General features: G+C 62.9%; 18 protein-coding genes. 7 read left to right on the forward strand and 11 right to left on the reverse strand.

Features of this window, described 5'->3' with window-relative positions; translation table 11 throughout:
• Window positions 1–274 precede the first annotated feature (274 nt).
• Window positions 275–511 carry a hypothetical protein gene (locus ACP2YP_RS32255; RefSeq protein ID WP_027534326.1) on the forward strand — a complete coding sequence of 79 codons (237 nt, stop codon included), beginning with the start codon at window positions 275–277 and terminating at the stop codon, window positions 509–511.
• An 87-nt stretch (window positions 512–598) separates the two neighbouring features.
• Here the strand turns inward: ACP2YP_RS32255 and rpoD are convergent, their stop codons facing one another.
• Both rpoD and dnaG read right to left on the reverse strand, forming a co-directional pair.
• A complete protein-coding gene (rpoD, locus tag ACP2YP_RS32260) occupies window positions 599–2,743 on the reverse strand; it encodes an RNA polymerase sigma factor RpoD (protein ID WP_426420240.1) in 2,145 nt (714 codons plus the stop codon).
• Between the two features lie 373 nt (window positions 2,744–3,116).
• The gene (dnaG, locus tag ACP2YP_RS32265; RefSeq protein WP_426420241.1) at window positions 3,117–5,144 is read right to left on the reverse strand and encodes a DNA primase; all 2,028 of its coding nucleotides are present in this window, start codon (window positions 5,142–5,144) and stop codon (window positions 3,117–3,119) included.
• Between the two features lie 280 nt (window positions 5,145–5,424).
• Here dnaG and ACP2YP_RS32270 point away from each other — a divergent pair, with 280 nt between their 5' ends.
• Window positions 5,425–5,988, forward strand: a complete 564-nt coding sequence (locus ACP2YP_RS32270; protein ID WP_426420242.1) for a chlorite dismutase family protein — start codon at window positions 5,425–5,427, stop codon at window positions 5,986–5,988.
• Here the strand turns inward: ACP2YP_RS32270 and ACP2YP_RS32275 are convergent.
• Both ACP2YP_RS32275 and ACP2YP_RS32280 read right to left on the reverse strand, forming a co-directional pair.
• A complete protein-coding gene (locus ACP2YP_RS32275) occupies window positions 5,985–6,383 on the reverse strand; it encodes a gamma-glutamylcyclotransferase family protein (protein WP_426420243.1) in 399 nt (132 codons plus the stop codon). The genes ACP2YP_RS32270 and ACP2YP_RS32275 overlap by 4 nt on opposite strands.
• Before the next feature lie 45 nt (window positions 6,384–6,428).
• Window positions 6,429–7,340 carry a transglutaminase family protein gene (locus tag ACP2YP_RS32280; RefSeq protein ID WP_426420244.1) on the reverse strand — a complete coding sequence of 304 codons (912 nt, stop codon included), beginning with the start codon at window positions 7,338–7,340 and terminating at the stop codon, window positions 6,429–6,431.
• 92 nt (window positions 7,341–7,432) lie between these two features.
• Between ACP2YP_RS32280 and ACP2YP_RS32285 the strand changes: the two genes are divergently transcribed.
• On the forward strand, window positions 7,433–8,254 hold the full coding sequence (locus tag ACP2YP_RS32285; RefSeq protein ID WP_426420245.1) for an N-formylglutamate amidohydrolase: 822 nt from the start codon (window positions 7,433–7,435) through the stop codon (window positions 8,252–8,254).
• A 24-nt stretch (window positions 8,255–8,278) separates the two neighbouring features.
• Here the strand turns inward: ACP2YP_RS32285 and ACP2YP_RS32290 are convergent, their stop codons facing one another.
• Together ACP2YP_RS32290 and ACP2YP_RS32295 are read right to left on the reverse strand one after the other, a co-directional pair.
• Window positions 8,279–8,896: a LysE family translocator gene (locus ACP2YP_RS32290; protein WP_200474315.1), complete on the reverse strand. Its 618-nt coding sequence runs from the start codon at window positions 8,894–8,896 to the stop codon at window positions 8,279–8,281.
• A 50-nt stretch (window positions 8,897–8,946) separates the two neighbouring features.
• Window positions 8,947–9,351 (reverse strand): hypothetical protein, encoded by a 405-nt coding sequence (locus tag ACP2YP_RS32295; protein ID WP_426420246.1) that lies wholly within the window; start codon window positions 9,349–9,351, stop codon window positions 8,947–8,949.
• Window positions 9,352–9,411: 60 nt separating this feature from the next.
• Here ACP2YP_RS32295 and ACP2YP_RS32300 point away from each other — a divergent pair, with 60 nt between their 5' ends.
• Genes ACP2YP_RS32300 through ACP2YP_RS32310 form a run of 3 tightly spaced genes read left to right on the forward strand, consistent with a single transcriptional unit; the run spans window position 9,412 to window position 10,698 of the window.
• The gene (locus tag ACP2YP_RS32300) at window positions 9,412–9,726 is read left to right on the forward strand and encodes an ArsR/SmtB family transcription factor (protein ID WP_426426331.1); all 315 of its coding nucleotides are present in this window, start codon (window positions 9,412–9,414) and stop codon (window positions 9,724–9,726) included.
• A complete protein-coding gene (locus tag ACP2YP_RS32305; protein ID WP_426420247.1) occupies window positions 9,719–10,189 on the forward strand; it encodes an SRPBCC family protein in 471 nt (156 codons plus the stop codon). Before ACP2YP_RS32300 ends, ACP2YP_RS32305 begins: the two co-directional genes overlap by 8 nt.
• On the forward strand, window positions 10,186–10,698 hold the full coding sequence (locus tag ACP2YP_RS32310; protein WP_426420248.1) for an SRPBCC family protein: 513 nt from the start codon (window positions 10,186–10,188) through the stop codon (window positions 10,696–10,698). Before ACP2YP_RS32305 ends, ACP2YP_RS32310 begins: the two co-directional genes overlap by 4 nt.
• An 18-nt stretch (window positions 10,699–10,716) precedes the next feature.
• Here the strand turns inward: ACP2YP_RS32310 and ACP2YP_RS32315 are convergent, their stop codons facing one another.
• On the reverse strand, window positions 10,717–10,896 hold the full coding sequence (locus ACP2YP_RS32315; RefSeq protein ID WP_426420249.1) for a hypothetical protein: 180 nt from the start codon (window positions 10,894–10,896) through the stop codon (window positions 10,717–10,719).
• Between the two features lie 401 nt (window positions 10,897–11,297).
• On the opposite strand from ACP2YP_RS32315, the gene ACP2YP_RS32320 reads away from it, so the two are divergent.
• The gene (locus ACP2YP_RS32320; RefSeq protein ID WP_426420250.1) at window positions 11,298–12,104 is read left to right on the forward strand and encodes a transglutaminase-like domain-containing protein; all 807 of its coding nucleotides are present in this window, start codon (window positions 11,298–11,300) and stop codon (window positions 12,102–12,104) included.
• A 102-nt stretch (window positions 12,105–12,206) separates the two neighbouring features.
• Here ACP2YP_RS32320 and ACP2YP_RS32325 read toward each other — a convergent pair whose 3' ends face one another.
• From ACP2YP_RS32325 to ACP2YP_RS32340, 4 genes are all read right to left on the reverse strand, one after another.
• Entirely contained in the window at window positions 12,207–12,737 is a 531-nt protein-coding gene (locus ACP2YP_RS32325) for a DUF2189 domain-containing protein (protein WP_426420251.1), read from the reverse strand.
• Between the two features lie 145 nt (window positions 12,738–12,882).
• Window positions 12,883–14,493: an acyl-CoA synthetase gene (locus ACP2YP_RS32330; protein WP_426420252.1), complete on the reverse strand. Its 1,611-nt coding sequence runs from the start codon at window positions 14,491–14,493 to the stop codon at window positions 12,883–12,885.
• 3 nt (window positions 14,494–14,496) lie between these two features.
• A complete protein-coding gene (locus ACP2YP_RS32335) occupies window positions 14,497–15,636 on the reverse strand; it encodes an epoxide hydrolase family protein (protein ID WP_426420253.1) in 1,140 nt (379 codons plus the stop codon).
• A gap of 94 nt (window positions 15,637–15,730) precedes the next feature.
• Window positions 15,731–16,186, reverse strand: a complete 456-nt coding sequence (locus tag ACP2YP_RS32340; protein ID WP_426420254.1) for a GatB/YqeY domain-containing protein — start codon at window positions 16,184–16,186, stop codon at window positions 15,731–15,733.
• Window positions 16,187–16,303 lie beyond the last annotated feature (117 nt).

Below are 16,303 nucleotides of genomic sequence, written 5' to 3' on the forward strand. Positions count from 1 at the left end.
CACGACGATTTACCTTGCCATCACAGAGCGCAAGCGATAAACTTCAATCTCAGGTTGTTGCTCTGCCAGCCCCGGGCGACGCTGACGACCAACAATAAACGGCGGGCTTATCGGCCCACCGTTTATTGAGGTGATAGGCCGCTCGCAGGCACTAGGCTGCGGCTTCCCGGAAACAAGCACAATCCAGCAGCTCCGCCGGTATTTCCGGTCGCGAAGGATGTCGATATCAGCCGAAGTCATTTGACTGCGGCGCCCTTATCGACGACAAGCCGCCATGGCCAAAAAACCTGGAACCAATCCCAAGGGCGAATTCGCCTTTTTCAACGTCTTCTACGAAGACGGCTCCCAACGCTCCAACCGGCGCGTGCCTTCGGAGTTGCTCGGAGGCCTCGATGGCGATGAGCCCGCCCGCGCCTTCATCATGGAGCAGGACCGCGAGATCGCGGAAAAATCCGGCCGCCCGCCGCTCGAGATCAAGAGCCTCGACCGGGTTGGGGCGAAGAAGAAGTAGGGCTTGGCTCGCGAGAGGTGCGCAGCGACAGCGCAAAGAAAAACGGCGGGCTTTCGGCCCGCCGTTTTCGTCTGATGGATACCAGGATCAATTATCCAAGAAGCTCCGCAGCTTCCGGCTTCTCGACGGGTGCTTCAGCTTGCGCAGCGCCTTCGCTTCGATCTGACGAATACGTTCGCGCGTCACCGAGAACTGCTGGCCGACTTCTTCCAGCGTGTGATCGGTGTTCATGCCGATGCCGAAGCGCATGCGGAGCACGCGCTCTTCGCGCGGGGTGAGCGAGGCGAGCACGCGCGTGGTGGTCTCGCGCAGGTTCGACTGGATCGCGGCGTCGATCGGCAGGATCGCGTTCTTGTCCTCGATGAAATCGCCGAGATGTGAATCCTCTTCGTCACCGACGGGCGTTTCGAGCGAGAGCGGCTCCTTGGCAATTTTGAGGACCTTGCGGACCTTCTCCAAGGGCATGCCGAGCTTTTCGGCGAGCTCTTCCGGGGTCGGCTCGCGGCCGATCTCGTTGAGCATCTGGCGGCTCGTGCGCACGATCTTGTTGATCGTCTCGATCATGTGCACGGGGATGCGGATGGTGCGGGCCTGGTCGGCGATCGAGCGGGTGATCGCCTGCCGGATCCACCAAGTGGCGTAGGTCGAGAACTTGTAACCGCGGCGATATTCGAACTTGTCGACGGCCTTCATCAGGCCGATGTTGCCTTCCTGGATCAGGTCGAGGAATTGCAGGCCGCGGTTGGTGTACTTTTTCGCGATCGAGATCACGAGACGGAGGTTGGCTTCCACCATCTCCTTCTTGGCCTGGCGTGCCTCGCGCTCGCCCTTCTGCACGGAGTGCACGATCTTGCGGAACTCGACGATCTCGAGGCCGGTCAGCGCCGCAAGCTGATGCACCTCGTGGCGGAGGTCCTTGATGCGGTCCTTCTCGTGGTGAACGAAATTCTTCCAGCCTTTTGCCGAAAGCTTCGAGACCCGGTTGAGCCAGCGCGGATCGAGCTCCGAGCCGGTGTAGTTGCGCAGAAAGTCTTCGCGCGCGACGCCGTGGCTGTCGGCCAGCCGCATCAGGCGGCCCTCATGCGAGACGAGGCGCTTGTTGATGTCGTAGAGCTGCTCGACCAGTGAATCGATACGGGCCTGGTTGAGGCGTAGCGACTTCACCTCGACGATGATCTCATCCTTCAGCTTCTTGTACTTGCGCTCCTGGTGCGGCGAGAGCGACTCGTTCTGGAGCTGGTTCTGGATGTCCTGCTCCTGAAGCTTGCGCAGCTTCTTGTAGCTGTCGGCGATCTTGTCGAAGATCTCGACGACCTTCGGCTTGAGCTCGGCCTCGATCGCCGCGAGCGACATCTGGTTCTCGAACTCGTCGTCCTCGTCCATGTCGGCTTCGGCGGCGGACTCCGCGGGATCCTTCTCGGCCTCGCCGACATTGCCGCCGACAGGCGCGGCGCGGAACGGGGTCGGGGCCGGGGGAGCGGCGGGCGGCGCGACATGCGCGGGCGCACCCACGGCCGCTGCAGCCTGGCCGCCCTCGGCCGGAGCTTCGCCGTTCTCGCCATTGGGACCGGCGATCATCGCAGTGTTCATGCCGGCCTTCGCGTCGGGGCCGGCATAGGTCGCTTCGAGATCGATGATGTCGCGAAGGAAGATCTTGCCTTCGTTGAGCTCGTCGCGCCAGATGATGATGGCCTGGAAGGTCAGCGGGCTTTCGCAGAGCCCTGCGATCATCGCCTCGCGGCCGGCCTCGATGCGCTTGGCGATCGCGATTTCGCCTTCGCGGGAGAGCAGCTCGACTGTGCCCATCTCGCGCAGATACATGCGCACGGGGTCGTCGGTGCGTTCGCCCGGCTCGCTCTTCTTGACCTCGGTGACGGCCTTCTGCGTGACCTCGACGAGTTCGTTGTCGGTCTCGTCCTCGCCGCCTTCGTCCTTGTCTTCCTCGCCTTCAGAATCGTCGGCTTCGGTGACGTTGATGCCCATGTCCGAGAGCATGGACATGATGTCCTCGATCTGCTCCGGCGAGGTCTGGTCTGACGGCAAAACTTCATTGAGCTGATCGAAGGTCACGAAGCCACGCTTCTTGGCCTGCTTGATCATCTTCTTCACTGCTGCGTCGGACAGATCGAGCAACGGCGAGGGCGCGTCCTGGGAATCCTTCTCCGGAGCATCCGCTGCCTTGTCGTCTTTTTCCTTGTCCTTCGCCTGCAGCGTCTTTGCCTTGGTGGCCATCCATTGCTCCTAAACGCGTTTCATGCAGACGTGCGCGCGCCCGCGTGAAATCACTTGAACCTGTTGCTCGACGCTCTCGCTTCGCCAGATCGCGACACGGAAAGGGCGGCGCGCACATCTCTCGCCACCCCGACCTTCCTCTCGCCGGATTTGCCTAACGCTTCGTGAGCCTCTTTGTCGCAGCGGATGCAGGTGAAGTGCCAACAGCTATTGCGCGGATTCATTCCTGACGCGTCTGTTCTGCCTGCGGCCGCCTGGGGGCCAAAGTGCTACAAGACCGTTAAGCCTCGATTAACCCTGTTTTTGCCGCCAAACCTTGGATTTGGCGAGTCTTTTAGCGGTTCCGGCCTGGGCCGTCCGCATGATTCTTTCATCACACGCTCTTCTGGAACCGGCCCGACAGCTCGCCAAAACCCTCGATCAGGGCCTCGGTGCCGTCGACCTCGGCCAGCCGGGCCTTGACGTCACGCAGCCACGCCAAATTGGCCTCGCTGGGATCCTCCCCCAAGGCCAGCTCGGCGTCCTTCAGCTCTCTAAGTAGTGAATGGTACTGCCGATGCAAGGCAACGAGCTGGTGCCAGGTCGCAAGAACGTCATCCCTGGCCGCGCCCTCGCGGGCGCCCCACACTGCCGCGGTGGTGATGCCGCCCTCAACTCTTTGAAGAATCTTAGAAAATTCGCTCTTCTCGATGTCGCCACGCATCTTCTCGGCCTGCTCGCCGGGGTCCGGCGAGTGGTGATGATCGTTGGCAAAAGCAGCGATGATGCCGGCCCTGAGCTTGTGGGCCTCGGGGTGGGCGAACTCCAGGGCCGCCACCTCCTCGAGGTGATCATGCAGTAGCCAGGGATGGTTGATCAGGCTTTGCAGGATCAGAGCCTCCCGGCGGGAAATGGCACTTCTCTGTCCGCGCATGATCGGGCTGGCCGCAAGCTGGGGGCTTGCCGCCTGGTACGGGCCGGAGGGCAGCTGGATCAGACCGGGCGCATTGCGGCGGCCTCCGCCAAATCCTTGCCCGAATCCCTGGCCACCGAATCGATTCGCCTGCCCGCCGCCGCGGGGCTGGAAGGAGCGGCCGCCGCCCTGGCGGAAATTGCCCCGGCCGGCAAAGCCGCCGCGCCCGCCGTCGGGCGCAAACGTACGTTGGAGCCGCTCGACGAACTCGTCGCGGTAATAGCGCCGCACCACCTCGTCGCGGATGCCGTTGGACAATTCCTTGATGCGCGCTTCGAGCGCGGCACGTCGCTCGGGCGTGGCAAAATTGCCGCCTTCGAGCTCGCGCGACCAGAGCATGTCGGCGAGCGGACGCGCCGCCGCGATCACTTCCTCGATCGCGCCGCGCCCGCCGGAGCGCGCGAGATCGTCGGGGTCCTGTCCCTCAGGCAGCAGCGCAAATCGCAGGCTTTTGCCTGGCGCGAGAAATGGCAGCGCGAGATCGGCGGCGCGATACGCGGCCTTCTGTCCGGCCCGGTCGCCGTCGAAGCAGAGGATCGGCTCGTCCGCCATCTTCCAGAGCAGGGCGAGCTGGCTTTCGGTGAGCGCGGTGCCGAGCGGCGCGACGGCGCCGGCAAAGCCCGCGGTGACCATGGCAATGACGTCGACATAGCCTTCGACCACGATCAGCGATGCCCCGTCATGGGTGGCTTTGCGCGCGGTCTGGTGATTGTAGAGATTGTCGCCCTTGTGGAAGAGCGGCGTTTCCGGCGAGTTCAGGTATTTTGCCGGAACGTCCTTCTCCAGCGCGCGTCCGCCGAAGGCAATGACGCGGCCGCGCAAATCCGTGATCGGAAACATCACGCGATCGCGGAAGCGGTCGTAGGGCACCGGGATGTCGTTGCCGGCAACCAGCAGCCCGGTCTCGATCATATCCTCGACGGAGACGCCGAGCTTGCCGAGATGCTCCTTCAGCGCGAAGCGCTCCGGCGGTGGTGGCGCATAGCCGAGGCGAAACTGCAATTGCGTCGCCGGCGAGATCGCGCGGTCGGCGAGATAGCCGCGGGCCTTGGCGCCGACGCGCGAGGCCAGCGTCTCGGCGAAGAATTTCGCGGCGAGCTCCATCACGTCATGCAGCGTGCGACGGCGCTGCTCGTGGCGTGCCGCATCCGGCGTCACCGCCGGCAGCGGCAGGCCGGCCATGCTGGCGAGCCGCTCGACCGCTTCGGCAAACGGCAGGCCGTCGGTCTCCATCACGAAGGTGATGATGTCGCCGTGCTTGCCGGAGGAGAAGTCGTGGTAAAAGCCCTTCTGGTCGTTGACGTAGAAGGACGGCGTCTTTTCCTGCTGGAACGGCGACAGCCCCTTCCACTCCCGCCCCGCCTTCTTCAGCTTGACGCGCTTGCCCACGACTTCGGAGACCGAAAGCCGGGCACGTAGCTCGTCGAGGAATTGGGGCGTGAAGCGCATCAGCTCTGTCTAGCGCGAAACCGCGTGAGTCGGGCGAAGGATCAGGGATATAGGTGCGGGCTGGCCAGAAGTTAGGTTTAGGTGGGTTATCCGGGTTATTCGACCTATGCACAGGTGTTTCACCGTCTCTCCGTCATTCCGGGGCGATGCGCCAGCATCGAACCCGGAATCCATTTCTCCCAGCATCCCGGCGGCACGATGGATTCCGGGCTCGCCCTTCGGGCGCCCCGGAATGACGGGAAAAGCTTGAACCCCGCCCGGTTCCACGCTTCCATAGGCCATGTTCAGGACCTTTCGGGGTGGCCAGAGCGGGGGCTGGCGCGTGACCTCGATGTTGCCAGTCACGGGCGAGCCCCTGCCCTTCATGCCGGCGCTGTCGGTGATCGACGGCAACGCCGTCTCGCTGCCGCTGGTGCCCTCGCGCAACGCCTGGCGGCTGGTCGGCGTGCCCAGCAGCTTGCGCTACACCGAGCGCGCCGAGAAGCAACAGCTCGCGAGCGCGCAGGCCGGCCTCGGCAGACCGGAGGCAACCAGCGCGGCGCTGATCCCGATCCGCAAATCGCAGGCGTGGTGGGAGCTGACGCAGGAAGAGCGGCGCAAGATTTTTGAAGACAGATCGCACCACATCGCGAGCAGTCTTCGTTTTCTGCCCGCGGTCGCGCGCCAGCTCTATCACTGCCGCGACCTCGGCGAGCCCTTCGATTTTCTGACCTGGTTCGAGTTCGCACCCGCGCATGCCTCGCTGTTCGAGGAGCTGGTCGGCATGCTCAGGCGGACCGAGGAATGGACCTATGTCGAGCGCGAGGTCGACGTGCGCGTGGTGAAGGAAGTGCTGTCGGCCTAGTGGTCGAGAAAGCGGCCCGATTCGATGTGCGGCAAATCGGTGACGGGCCAGTTGTAGACATAAGTCCAGGCTGGCGCGGTCGAACCATCCACGCCGGTCACGTCGATCAGCTGGCGCAGATATTCCGTCGGCTCCGGAAAGCCTTCGCCGCAGGCTTCGTACATGTCGAGCTCGCGCAAGAGCTCATCGCCCGCGCGCAAGCTGAAGAGCTCGCCGTGCACGACATCTGATGTCGCGTCGGACAGCAGCAATCCCGGATAGTGCTTCACCAGCACGAGCCGGCCGCGGCAGCTCGCCTCGCCCAGAAACTCCGCGTGCTGCGCAAGCAGCCGCGCCATCGGATGGTCGAAGCCGCGCATCAGGGTGCCGTAAACGAAGAGACGATCGGAGGTCATGGCCTTCTATAGCGGTCAATCAGCAGCGTGCAAATCGCGGCAGATTCACAAAACCTCCGCTTCCAGCTCCCCGCCGCTGCGCTCCTCGTCCGAGACCACCCTGATGCTCACCTCCATGACGTCGAAGGCGTCCTGGGTGCCGATATAGATGCCGTGCAGTGGGATCGCCTGGCGCGGGTCGCGGGCTACCGCGACGCGGATGAGATCGCGGGTGCCGACGATGCCGTTGGTCGGATCGAACTCGATCCAGCCCGCGCTCGGCAAATAGACCTGCACCCAGGCATGCGTCGAGCCGCCGCCGACATGGTGTTGCGCGATGTCTTCGGGCACGAAGATGTAGCCGGAAACGAAGCGCGCGGCGATGCCGAGCCGGCGCAGCGCCTCGATCATGAACAGCGCGTAGTCGCGGCAGGTACCTGTGCCCCATTGCAACGTATCGAACGGGCGCTGCGTGCCCGCCTCATGACGCCTGCGATATCTAAACTGCTTGCGGATGGCGTGTGTGATGCGACTCAAGATCTTGAAGGTCGGCGACGGTGCGTCACCGTCGAGAAAGCTGCGCACCCATTCCGCGATCTTTCCGTCGGGATCGGGATATTGTGGCGTGATGTACTGCACGAGATCGGGCAATTCCGCATCGTCATAGGCGAAGGGAAAGAAGTAAGCGGGATCGTCCGGCGTCAGCGCGAAGTCTTCCACCGGATTGTGCTCGACGGTGACGCGCCAGTCGAAGATCAGGCTATCAGCGCGCGCATCGAAATCGGCGATTGCGACCGAGTTGCCGAACACGTCGTGGATCCAGCGCAGCGACATCGGCTCGGGCGAGATCTTGAGCTTGGAGTCGAGCACGCGCAGATCATGACCGTCGCTTGGACGCAGCATGAACCTGTGTTCGCCGAAGGCCACCGGACGATTGTAGCGATATTCGGTCTTGTGATGAATCGTCAGTAGCGGCATCGTCGGGAGATCATGGTGATTTTGGGCAGACCCATTGTTAACGATTCTTTGCCTAATTTCGGGGGCGACTGCTTTTTCCATAGGCAATCAGGATGGCTTTAGACACAGCTGAGGCGACGGATCAACTCCTGGGCCGAGGCGATATTCCGCCAGTGCATGAGGTGAATGCAGAGGGCACATCACCTTTCCTGCTCACATCGGACCATTACGGCCGCATCCTGCCGCGTTCGCTCGGCGATCTCGGCGTCTCGGAGAGCGAGCTTGTCAGGCACATCGCCTGGGACATCGGCATCGCCGGTGTTGCCGAGCGGCTGGCGGAGATGCTGGATGCCCATCTGATCGCACAGCGATATTCGCGGCTCGTGATCGACTGCAACCGCTCACCAGGCGTGGCGAGCTCGATCCCCGTGATCTCAGAGGCGACCACGATCCCGCGCAACGAGGGTATTTCGGAAGGCGAGCGCGCAGCAAGGCGGCGCGAGATCTTTGAGCCTTATCATCACCGCATCGACGCAGCGATCGACAGCCGGATCCACGCGAAGCGGCCGACGGTGCTGGTGTCGCTGCACAGCTTTACGCCTGTTTATGCCGGCGTCGCGCGGCCCTGGCACATCGGCGCGCTCTACAACCGCGACACCGTGCTGCCGCAGCTGCTGCTGAAACATCTGCGCGCCGAGGGCGATCTTGTTGTCGGCGACAACGAGCCCTATGCGGTGAGCGATCTCAGCGACTACACCATCCCCGTGCACGGCGAGGCCCGCGGCCTCGTCAACACCGGCATCGAGATCCGCCAGGATCTGATCGCAGATCAATCCGGCCAGCAGCAATGGGCGGGGCGGCTGGCGCGGATTTTTGCGGAGATCGAGATGGAGCTGCGGGCCGAGCGGCTGGTCCCTTGGACGCACCACCCGTGATGAAGGTTCAACCGGGCTGTCAGCTCATTTGGCCCGGGTCAGCGCCAGCCAAATGCCGCCGCCGATCATGAAGCCGCCGGACACGCGCGACATCATGCGGGTGCGGCGGGCCGAGAAAAAGCTGCGGGCCTGACCGGCAAGCAGCGCGTAGATCCCGTCCGTCAAGCCGGCGAGCACCATGAAGGTGATTCCGAGCACCAGGACCTGCGACAGGTGATCCTTGCTCATGTCCATGAATTGCGGAATGAACGCGCCGAAGAACACCAGCAGCTTCGGGTTCGACAATGCCACGACAAAGCCCTGCAACAGGAAGCCACCGCGAGGGGGCGGCGGTGGCGCGTCGGTGTCGACGCCCTCAACCGGAGAGCGGATCAGCTTGATGCCGAGCCAGACCAGATAGGCCGCGCCCGCAAAGCGCACCCAGTTGAACCAATAGCCCATCGTCGCCATGAGCGAGGTGAGGCCCACCGCAAGGATGCCAATCACGATCAACAGCCCAACCTGCACGCCGAGAATGTTGGTCAGCGCCGCGCGCGTGCCGTGGCGCAGGCCGTTGGCGATGACGAGGGTGACGATCGGCCCCGGCAGCAGCGCGAGCGCAATGCAGGCGGCGACGAAGGCGAGATAGGCTTGCATGGACATCATGATGGGGACTCAGGCTCGGGGCGTTTGCTGGTATTAATGCATGGCACTTACTTCCCGTCCAGCGCCGCCGTCACCCACGTTTGCATCTCTTGCGTCTCCAGGAATGCGAGCGCCGCATGCTGCATCGCGTTGGCGTCGCCCCGCCCCTGCGCCGCCGCAACGAAGAGATCGCAGCGCCGTGAGACGGCAACGCCGACCGCGGCGTGGCTGGCACCGTCATATATAGCGAGATCGTAGCGGCGCGCACGACCGTGCATCTCGCCGACATGTACCAGTTCACCCGGCGCGGTCGCCGTAAAGCGCAGGGTGATCAGATCGATATCGGCAACACGATCGACCTCGTCGTCATCGGCGACGCCGCTGTCGCAATTGCAGAAGCCGCGCTTGGCGCGGATATAAAGTCCTCCCGGAACCAATCTGCGTTGGCTGAGAGGCAAGGCTAGCACAGCCATTTGCACGCGCCAAAGATATCATCTTGACATGCAACCATTTGGTTGCCTATTATCGCCACCATGGATGAGGTCTTCAAAGCGCTCGCCGATGCATCGCGACGGTCGCTGCTGGATAGGCTTCACGCCAGGAACGGCCAGACGTTGAACGAGCTTTGCGAAGGCCTGGAGATGACGCGCCAGGCGGTGACAAAACACCTGGTCATTCTGGAAGAGGCCAATCTGGTCACGGCCATCAAGCATGGCCGCGAGAAGCTGCACTATCTCAACCCGGTGCCGATCCACCAGATCGGCGAGCGCTGGATCAGGAAATTCGAGCGCGGCAAGCTCGCCGCACTCAGCGAGTTGAAACGCCAGTTGGAGAAACGTGATGAGTAAGCCGCAATTCGTCTACGTCACCTACATCGAGACCACGCCGGAAAAGCTGTGGCAGGCACTCACATCGAGCGAATTCACCAGGCAATACTGGTTCGGCGCCGAGGTTCGTTCCGACTGGAAAGTCGGCGCGCCCTTTGCGCTTTCGCTGGACGGCGAGGTCACGGATTCCGGTGAAATCCTCGAGGCCGATCCGCCGCGGCGCCTGTCCTACAGCTTCAAGCACCACAAATATGAAGAGCTGCGCCATGAGCCGATCTCGCGCGTTGTCTTTACGCTCGAACCCTTCGGCCCGGTCGTGCGTTTGACCGTGCTGCATGACGGCTTCGTCGAGGGCGGCAAATATCTCGGCGCCGTCTCCAACGGATGGCCCGCGATCCTGTCCCAGCTCAAGAGCCTGTTGGAGACCGGCAAGCTGCTCAACATCACACGCGCGGCCCTCAACAAGGGATTTGATGAAAAATGAACCTCGACCAGTTCAAGCCGCTGACGGTCTACACCATCTACATCGGCTCGACGCCGGAGAAGGTGTGGGAAGCGCTGACCTCGGCCGAGTTCAGCCGAAAGTATTTTTCCGGCTTTGCGGTGGAGATGCAGCCGAAGCTCGGCGGCAGCTTCATCGTGCGTGCGCCCGATGGTTCGGAGCACATCTCCGGCGAAGTGTTCGAATACGATCCGCCGAGGAAGCTGACGGTGACGTGGAACGTCAACTGGCCCGACCTCGTCGCAAAGCTCGGCACCACGCTCGTCACCTACGAGATCGAGCAAGCCGGTGAAGCCGTTCGTCTGACCATGAGCGAACGCCACGACCGCGAACTCAGCGACGACATTCTTTCCGGCGGCCGCACCGGCTGGCCCGCAATCCTGTCGGGATTGAAGAGCCTGCTCGAGACGGGCAAGGCGCCGCAGATCAAGATGTCGCCGCCGGTGAAGATGCTGGAAGCGCTGAAGGCGATGGGGATCAAGACGCCGTAGCGGTCGGAATCTGCGCCCTCATCGCTTCTTCTTCGGCGGCGGCGGTTGAATCTCGTCGATCTTGCGACGGCAATCGCCTTCCGAGTCGTGCGGGCCCGAGACAAAGGTTCCGCTGACCTTGATCGCGTACCAGCCAGACTCGACGCCGAGCCGGAGCGCTTCGTCCATCTTGACGTGCCGTGGGGAAAGAGTTTGCATCAGGTGCTTTCGGTTGGCGTTCGATCTCAGATCGAGCTGCGGTGAAATATGTCAGGCATCATCCGCGGCACGAGCCTGCCGCGTCCGGCTCACCCGCGGGAACGGGCAAGATCCGCAACGATCGCCGCGACGACGTTGTGATGAGCCGGCTCCGCCGGTGCGAGAAATGAGCCGTTTCACGTCACGCGCGCATAATCGTGGCGCCGCGTGTGCGCAGAGACGACCGATCTTTCCGACATTCGCGCACCGTGCGCGCAATCGCTGCATTTAGCTATCGTTTTCTCATGCGAGCGGTGCTTTTGAAGCGCCAAATGCCGCTCTCGATCGAATAAGGGCGTTAAAGCCTTGTGTTCGACCGCTTCGTAGCCATGTTGGGAGCTCCGCCAAGGGAAAAACTTCGTATGAAGCTCCGCGTCGGGTTCGAGATGCTGTACGAATTCCCGCAGCCAACGCCAATAATCACGGTGTTGGGCACGCACTTTACGCGCGCCTCCGATGTCATCGTGCCCGACCTGCTGACCACCAGCCCCTCGGTGGCGATCAATCCCTATCGTGATCTTTTCGGCAATTGGTGCAGCCGCATCGTGGCGCCGGCCGGCGCCTTCCGCCTCGCCGGCGATGGCGTCGTTCGCGACAACGGCCTGCCTGACCCGGTGTTTCCGAACGCGATTCAGCACGCCGTCGAAGCGCTGCCCGCCGACACGCTGGTCTATCTGCTCGGCAGTCGCTACTGCGAGACCGATCGCCTGTCGGATATCGCATGGAAATTATTCGAGAAGACGCCGCCGGGCTGGGCGCGGGTCCAGGCCATCTGCGATTTTGTTCATAGCCACATCACCTTCGGCTATCAGCACGCGCGCGCGACCAAGACGGCCCGTGAAGCCTACGACGAAGGCAAGGGTGTGTGCCGAGACTATGCCCATCTCGCCATTACATTCTGCCGCTGCATGAACATCCCGGCGCGTTACTGCACCGGCTACCTCAGCGATATCGGCACGCCGCGGCCGTGGGCAGCAGGAGATTTCGCCGGCTGGTTCGAGGCTTTTATCGGTGGAAGCTGGCACATGTTCGATCCGCGCAACAACACCCCGCGGATCGGCCGCGTGCTGATCGCGCACGGACGTGATGCCGCAGACGTCGCGATTACCCAGACCTTCGGTCCGAATACCCTGCTCAATTTCAAGGTATGGACCGACGAGGTTGCCTGATGAAAGAGCGTCGCTGCGCTCGGCGCCGATGAATTTGCGTCGTTGACCGAGGTCGGCAAGGGCAAGGCGAAACTCCGCAAGCGCACGACGAGCGCCTGTCTGTTACGACACCGGCACCACCAGCCGCCGATAGAGATGCCACGTCGTATGCCCGAGCACGGGCAGCGTCACCACCAGTCCCAGGAAATACGGCAGCGCTGAGACAATCAGCAGCATCACGATCACCGCCGCCAAGCCGATCATCGGCAGCGGGCTCGTCACCACCGCACGCACGCTCGTCACCATGGCCGTGACGACATCGACCTCGCGGTCGAGCAGCAGCGGAAACGACACCACGGTCAGCGAAAACAGAATCAGCGATAGCGCGGCACCCACCGCGTTGCCGATCGCGAGGAACAGCAGCCCCTCGTTTGTCGTCAGCACGACGGTCATGAACTCCTGCAGGCTCGAGAACGAGGCGTGCAGGCCGAGCAGCAGCGCGATCAGAAGCCGCACCTGGTACATCCAGATCACGAAGCAAAGCCCGTAAAGCGGCAGCGCCTGGAAATCGCGCAGGCCTTCGACCAGCGCCTCGGCGATGTCGGCCGCCGCAACAGGACGCACCACCGGATCGACCTTGCCCGAGATGGACATAAATCCTCCCACCAGATTTCCTGTATTAGACCCAGACGACTTCGTCCCCATGTTGATCTGGTCAAGCGCCGCGCAAGGCGTCGCTGCACCGTGTTGCGAAAGCACGATGGATTGCCGGATCAAGCCCGGCAATGACGAGAGGTCATTACCCCCTCGCCCGCAACTCCCTTCGCAGCACCTTGCCTGTCGCCGTCATCGGCAGGGTCTCGGCGAATTCGACGAAGCGCGGATATTCGTGGGCTGCGAGCTGCACTTTAACGAATTCCTGGATCTCGCGTGCCAGCGTATCGCCCGCAGCAAAACCCGGGCGCAGGACGATCCAGGCTTTGATCGATTCCGTGCGGATCGGATCGGGAATGCCGACCACGGCGGCCATCGCCACCGACGGATGCTTCATCAGCGTGTGCTCGATCTCGGACGGGCCGACGCGATAGCCGGCGGTGGTGATGACGTCGTCCTCGCGGCTGACGTACCAGAAATAGCCGTCCGCATCCTGCACGCCGAGATCGCCTGTGAGCAGAAACTCGCCGGCATATTTCTTCGCCGTCGCCTCGGGATTGCGCCAGTATTCGAGCATGGTCACGGGGCATGGCTGGCGCACACCGATGATGCCGCGCTGCCCCGTGGGTAGCTCCTCGCCCTTGTCGTTGACAATGCTCACAACAAAACCCGGCGTCGCCTTGCCCATCGAGCCCGGGCGGATCGGAAACAGATTTGAGTTGCTGCCGATCACGAGATTGCACTCGGTCTGACCGAACACCTCATGGGCGTCGACACCAAAGGTCTCGCGCACCCAGCCGAGCAATTCGCCACCGAGCGATTCACCGCCGGTAAAAATGCTGCGCAGCTTGACATCCGGATGTTTCACGCCGGCCTGCCGCATCAGTTTCAACGCTGTCGGCGGCAGAAAGACGTTGCGCACGCCGAGATCGGCCATCATCTGCATCGCCGCCTGCGGCTCGAATTTTCGCGCGCGATGACCGACCAAGGGAATGCCGTGGTACCAGAACGCGAACAGGCCGTTGATGAGCCCGCCGATCCAGGCCCAGTCCGCCGGCGTCCACATGAGATCGCCGGGCCTGGGCAGGAAGTTGTGGCACATCTCGACGTTCGGCAAATGACCTAGCACGACGCGGTGCGCATGCAGCGCGCCCTTTGGATTGCCTGTGGTGCCTGAGGTGTAGATGATCACCGCGGGATCATTGGCGGAGGTGTCGACGCGGGTGAAGTCGGGCGAAGCGGCTTTCACCGCATCCCAGAACGATTTTGTGCCTGCGGGCGCGCGCTTGCCGACGACATAGACGTTCTTCAGGTCGGGCAGCCGATCGTGGATCTTTGCGAGCTTCTCCCAGCCGCCCTCGTCGGTGACGATCGCCTTGGCCTGCGAATTCGACAGCCGGAATTCCAGCGCGTCCCCGCCGAACAGCGCGAACAACGGGATCGAGATCATGCCGGAGCGAAACGCCGCCATATGCACGATCGGCAATTCCAGCGACTGCGACAGGAACACCGCGACGCGGTCGCCGCGCGTAAGCCCGTCCGCCTTCAGGACATTGGCGAAGCGGCGCGACGCCTCGGCGACCCCGTCGAAGGAGGTGCGCGTGGTCGCGCCGTTCTCGTCGACATAGACCAGCGCGAGACGACCGGTGCCGTCGGCGTGGCGGTCGCAGCACGCCTCCGCGATGTTGAAGCGCGCCGGGATGTCCCAGCGGAAGTTGCGAGTGAGCTCGTCGTAGGTGGCGGCTTCGGTCAGCATGGCTCAGCGCACCGTCGCAAAGAATTTTCTGACATCGCGCACGAACAGCTCCGGCTGCTCGAATGCGGCGAAATGCCCGCCCCTCTCCATCTCGCTCCAATGGGTCATGTTGGGGAAGTTCGGCTCCATCCAGCGCCGCACCGGTGTGATGATCTCCTTGGGGAATACGGCCACGCCCGTTGGCACCTTCACGGCCGGCGTCGTCCGGCGCTTGCCAAAGCTTTCCCAATAGAGCCGTGCGGACGACGTCGCCGTCTCGGTCGTCCAATAGAGCATGACGTTGTCGAGCAGCTCGTCCTTGTCGAAAATGTTTTCGGGATGGCCGTCGCAATCGGTCCAGGCCCAGAATTTTTCCAGGATCCAGGCGGCCTGCCCGCTCGGCGAATCCGTCAGGCCATAGCCGAGCGTCTGCGGTCGCGTCGATTGCTGCTTCGAGTAGCCGGAGTCGAGATCGACATAATGCTTGAGTCCCGCAAGCGCACGCTTCTCTTCCGCCGTCGGCTCGCCGTCGACCTTCGGCGCCGCGTTGAAGGCAAGCGTGATGTGAATGCCGGCGCAATGCTCCGGGTCCTGCGCGCCAAGCGAGGTCGTCACCGCCGAGCCCCAGTCGCCGCCTTGCGCGCCGTAACGCGCGTAGCCGAGCCGGTCCATCAACTTCGCCCAGGTCGCGGCGATACGGTCGACGCCCCAGCCGGAGGTCTTTGGCTTGGCCGAGAAGCCGAAACCCGGCAGCGAGGGGCAAATCACGTGAAACGCATCCGCGGGATTGCCGCCATGGGCGACAGGATCGACCAGCGGCGCGATCACCTTCTGAAATTCGACGATCGAGCCGGGCCAGCCATGGGTGATGATCAGCGGTAGCGCGGCGGGCTCTTTCGAACGCACATGCAGGAAGTGGATGTCGAGCTCGTCGATCTCGGTGGTGAACTGATCGAAGCGGTTGAGCTTTGCTTCGCGCGCGCGCCAGTCGTAGCCATCAGCCCAATAGGCGCAGATCTCCTGAATCCATTTCAGCGGCGCGCCCTGGCTCCAGTCATCGACCAGCTCCGCCTCCGGCCAGCGCGTGCGGACGAGGCGTGATTTGAGGTCGGCGAGGACGTCGTCGCTGATGGCGATGCGAAACGGTTTGATGGCGGCGGTCATCGGTTGCTCCCGACTTGTGTGCCGGGAGAGAGTAGACCGAACTGATGCGGCATCAAAGGTGCTCCTTCTCCCCTTGCGGGAGAAGGTGACAGCACTAGCCCGTCAGCGCCGCCTTCACCAGGCCGCTGGCTTTACCGAAATCCATCTGGCCTGCGTACTTCGCCCGCAACGCCGCGATCACCTTGCCCATGTCCTTCATGCCGGCGGCACCGGTCTCAGTGATCGCGTCCGCGATCACCTTCTTCACCTCGTCGTCCGACATCTGCTTCGGCAAGTACGCCGAGATCACCGCGATCTCTTCGCGCTCTTGCGCGGCGAGTTCGGCGCGGCCGCCCTTGTCGTAGAGCTCGACCGATTCCTGGCGCTGCTTGATCATCTTCTGAAAGACGCCGAGCAGGTCGGCGTCCGAAAGCGGCGGCTTGCCGTTGCCGCGCGCCTCGATATCGGCGTTCTTGATAGTCGAGTTCACCATGCGCAGCGTGGAGAGCTTGCGCTCGTCCTTGGCCTTCATGGCCTCCTTGACCGCATTGTTGATGTCGTCGCGCAGCATGATCGTGATCCTCTCAATCTATTGCGCCTGATCTAAGCCCTTCCCGGAAAAGAGGCCATACCGGACTGTCATGCGAGGTTCATTGTTTCCCCGCCGGCGGCCAAAACGGCGCAAAAT

It is taken from the genome of Bradyrhizobium genosp. A (assembly GCF_049949275.1).
In the GTDB taxonomy this organism is placed as follows: domain Bacteria; phylum Pseudomonadota; class Alphaproteobacteria; order Rhizobiales; family Xanthobacteraceae; genus Bradyrhizobium.

Coding starts and splice junctions, on each gene's coding strand:
- ACP2YP_RS32310 (WP_426420248.1), top strand. CDS start 10,186: ATGAACCTCGACCAGTTCAAGCCGCTGACGGTCTACACCATCTACATC.
- ACP2YP_RS32315 (WP_426420249.1), bottom strand. CDS start 10,896: ATGCAAACTCTTTCCCCACGGCACGTCAAGATGGACGAAGCGCTCCGG.
- ACP2YP_RS32320 (WP_426420250.1), top strand. CDS start 11,298: ATGAAGCTCCGCGTCGGGTTCGAGATGCTGTACGAATTCCCGCAGCCA.
- ACP2YP_RS32255 (WP_027534326.1), top strand. CDS start 275: ATGGCCAAAAAACCTGGAACCAATCCCAAGGGCGAATTCGCCTTTTTC.
- ACP2YP_RS32280 (WP_426420244.1), bottom strand. CDS start 7,340: ATGCCGCTACTGACGATTCATCACAAGACCGAATATCGCTACAATCGT.
- ACP2YP_RS32340 (WP_426420254.1), bottom strand. CDS start 16,186: ATGCTGCGCGACGACATCAACAATGCGGTCAAGGAGGCCATGAAGGCC.
- ACP2YP_RS32285 (WP_426420245.1), top strand. CDS start 7,433: ATGGCTTTAGACACAGCTGAGGCGACGGATCAACTCCTGGGCCGAGGC.
- ACP2YP_RS32275 (WP_426420243.1), bottom strand. CDS start 6,383: ATGACCTCCGATCGTCTCTTCGTTTACGGCACCCTGATGCGCGGCTTC.
- ACP2YP_RS32295 (WP_426420246.1), bottom strand. CDS start 9,351: ATGGCTGTGCTAGCCTTGCCTCTCAGCCAACGCAGATTGGTTCCGGGA.
- ACP2YP_RS32330 (WP_426420252.1), bottom strand. CDS start 14,493: ATGCTGACCGAAGCCGCCACCTACGACGAGCTCACTCGCAACTTCCGC.
- ACP2YP_RS32270 (WP_426420242.1), top strand. CDS start 5,425: ATGTTCAGGACCTTTCGGGGTGGCCAGAGCGGGGGCTGGCGCGTGACC.
- ACP2YP_RS32335 (WP_426420253.1), bottom strand. CDS start 15,636: ATGACCGCCGCCATCAAACCGTTTCGCATCGCCATCAGCGACGACGTC.
- ACP2YP_RS32325 (WP_426420251.1), bottom strand. CDS start 12,737: ATGTCCATCTCGGGCAAGGTCGATCCGGTGGTGCGTCCTGTTGCGGCG.
- dnaG (WP_426420241.1), bottom strand. CDS start 5,144: ATGCGCTTCACGCCCCAATTCCTCGACGAGCTACGTGCCCGGCTTTCG.
- ACP2YP_RS32305 (WP_426420247.1), top strand. CDS start 9,719: ATGAGTAAGCCGCAATTCGTCTACGTCACCTACATCGAGACCACGCCG.
- ACP2YP_RS32290 (WP_200474315.1), bottom strand. CDS start 8,896: ATGTCCATGCAAGCCTATCTCGCCTTCGTCGCCGCCTGCATTGCGCTC.
- ACP2YP_RS32300 (WP_426426331.1), top strand. CDS start 9,412: ATGGATGAGGTCTTCAAAGCGCTCGCCGATGCATCGCGACGGTCGCTG.
- rpoD (WP_426420240.1), bottom strand. CDS start 2,743: ATGGCCACCAAGGCAAAGACGCTGCAGGCGAAGGACAAGGAAAAAGAC.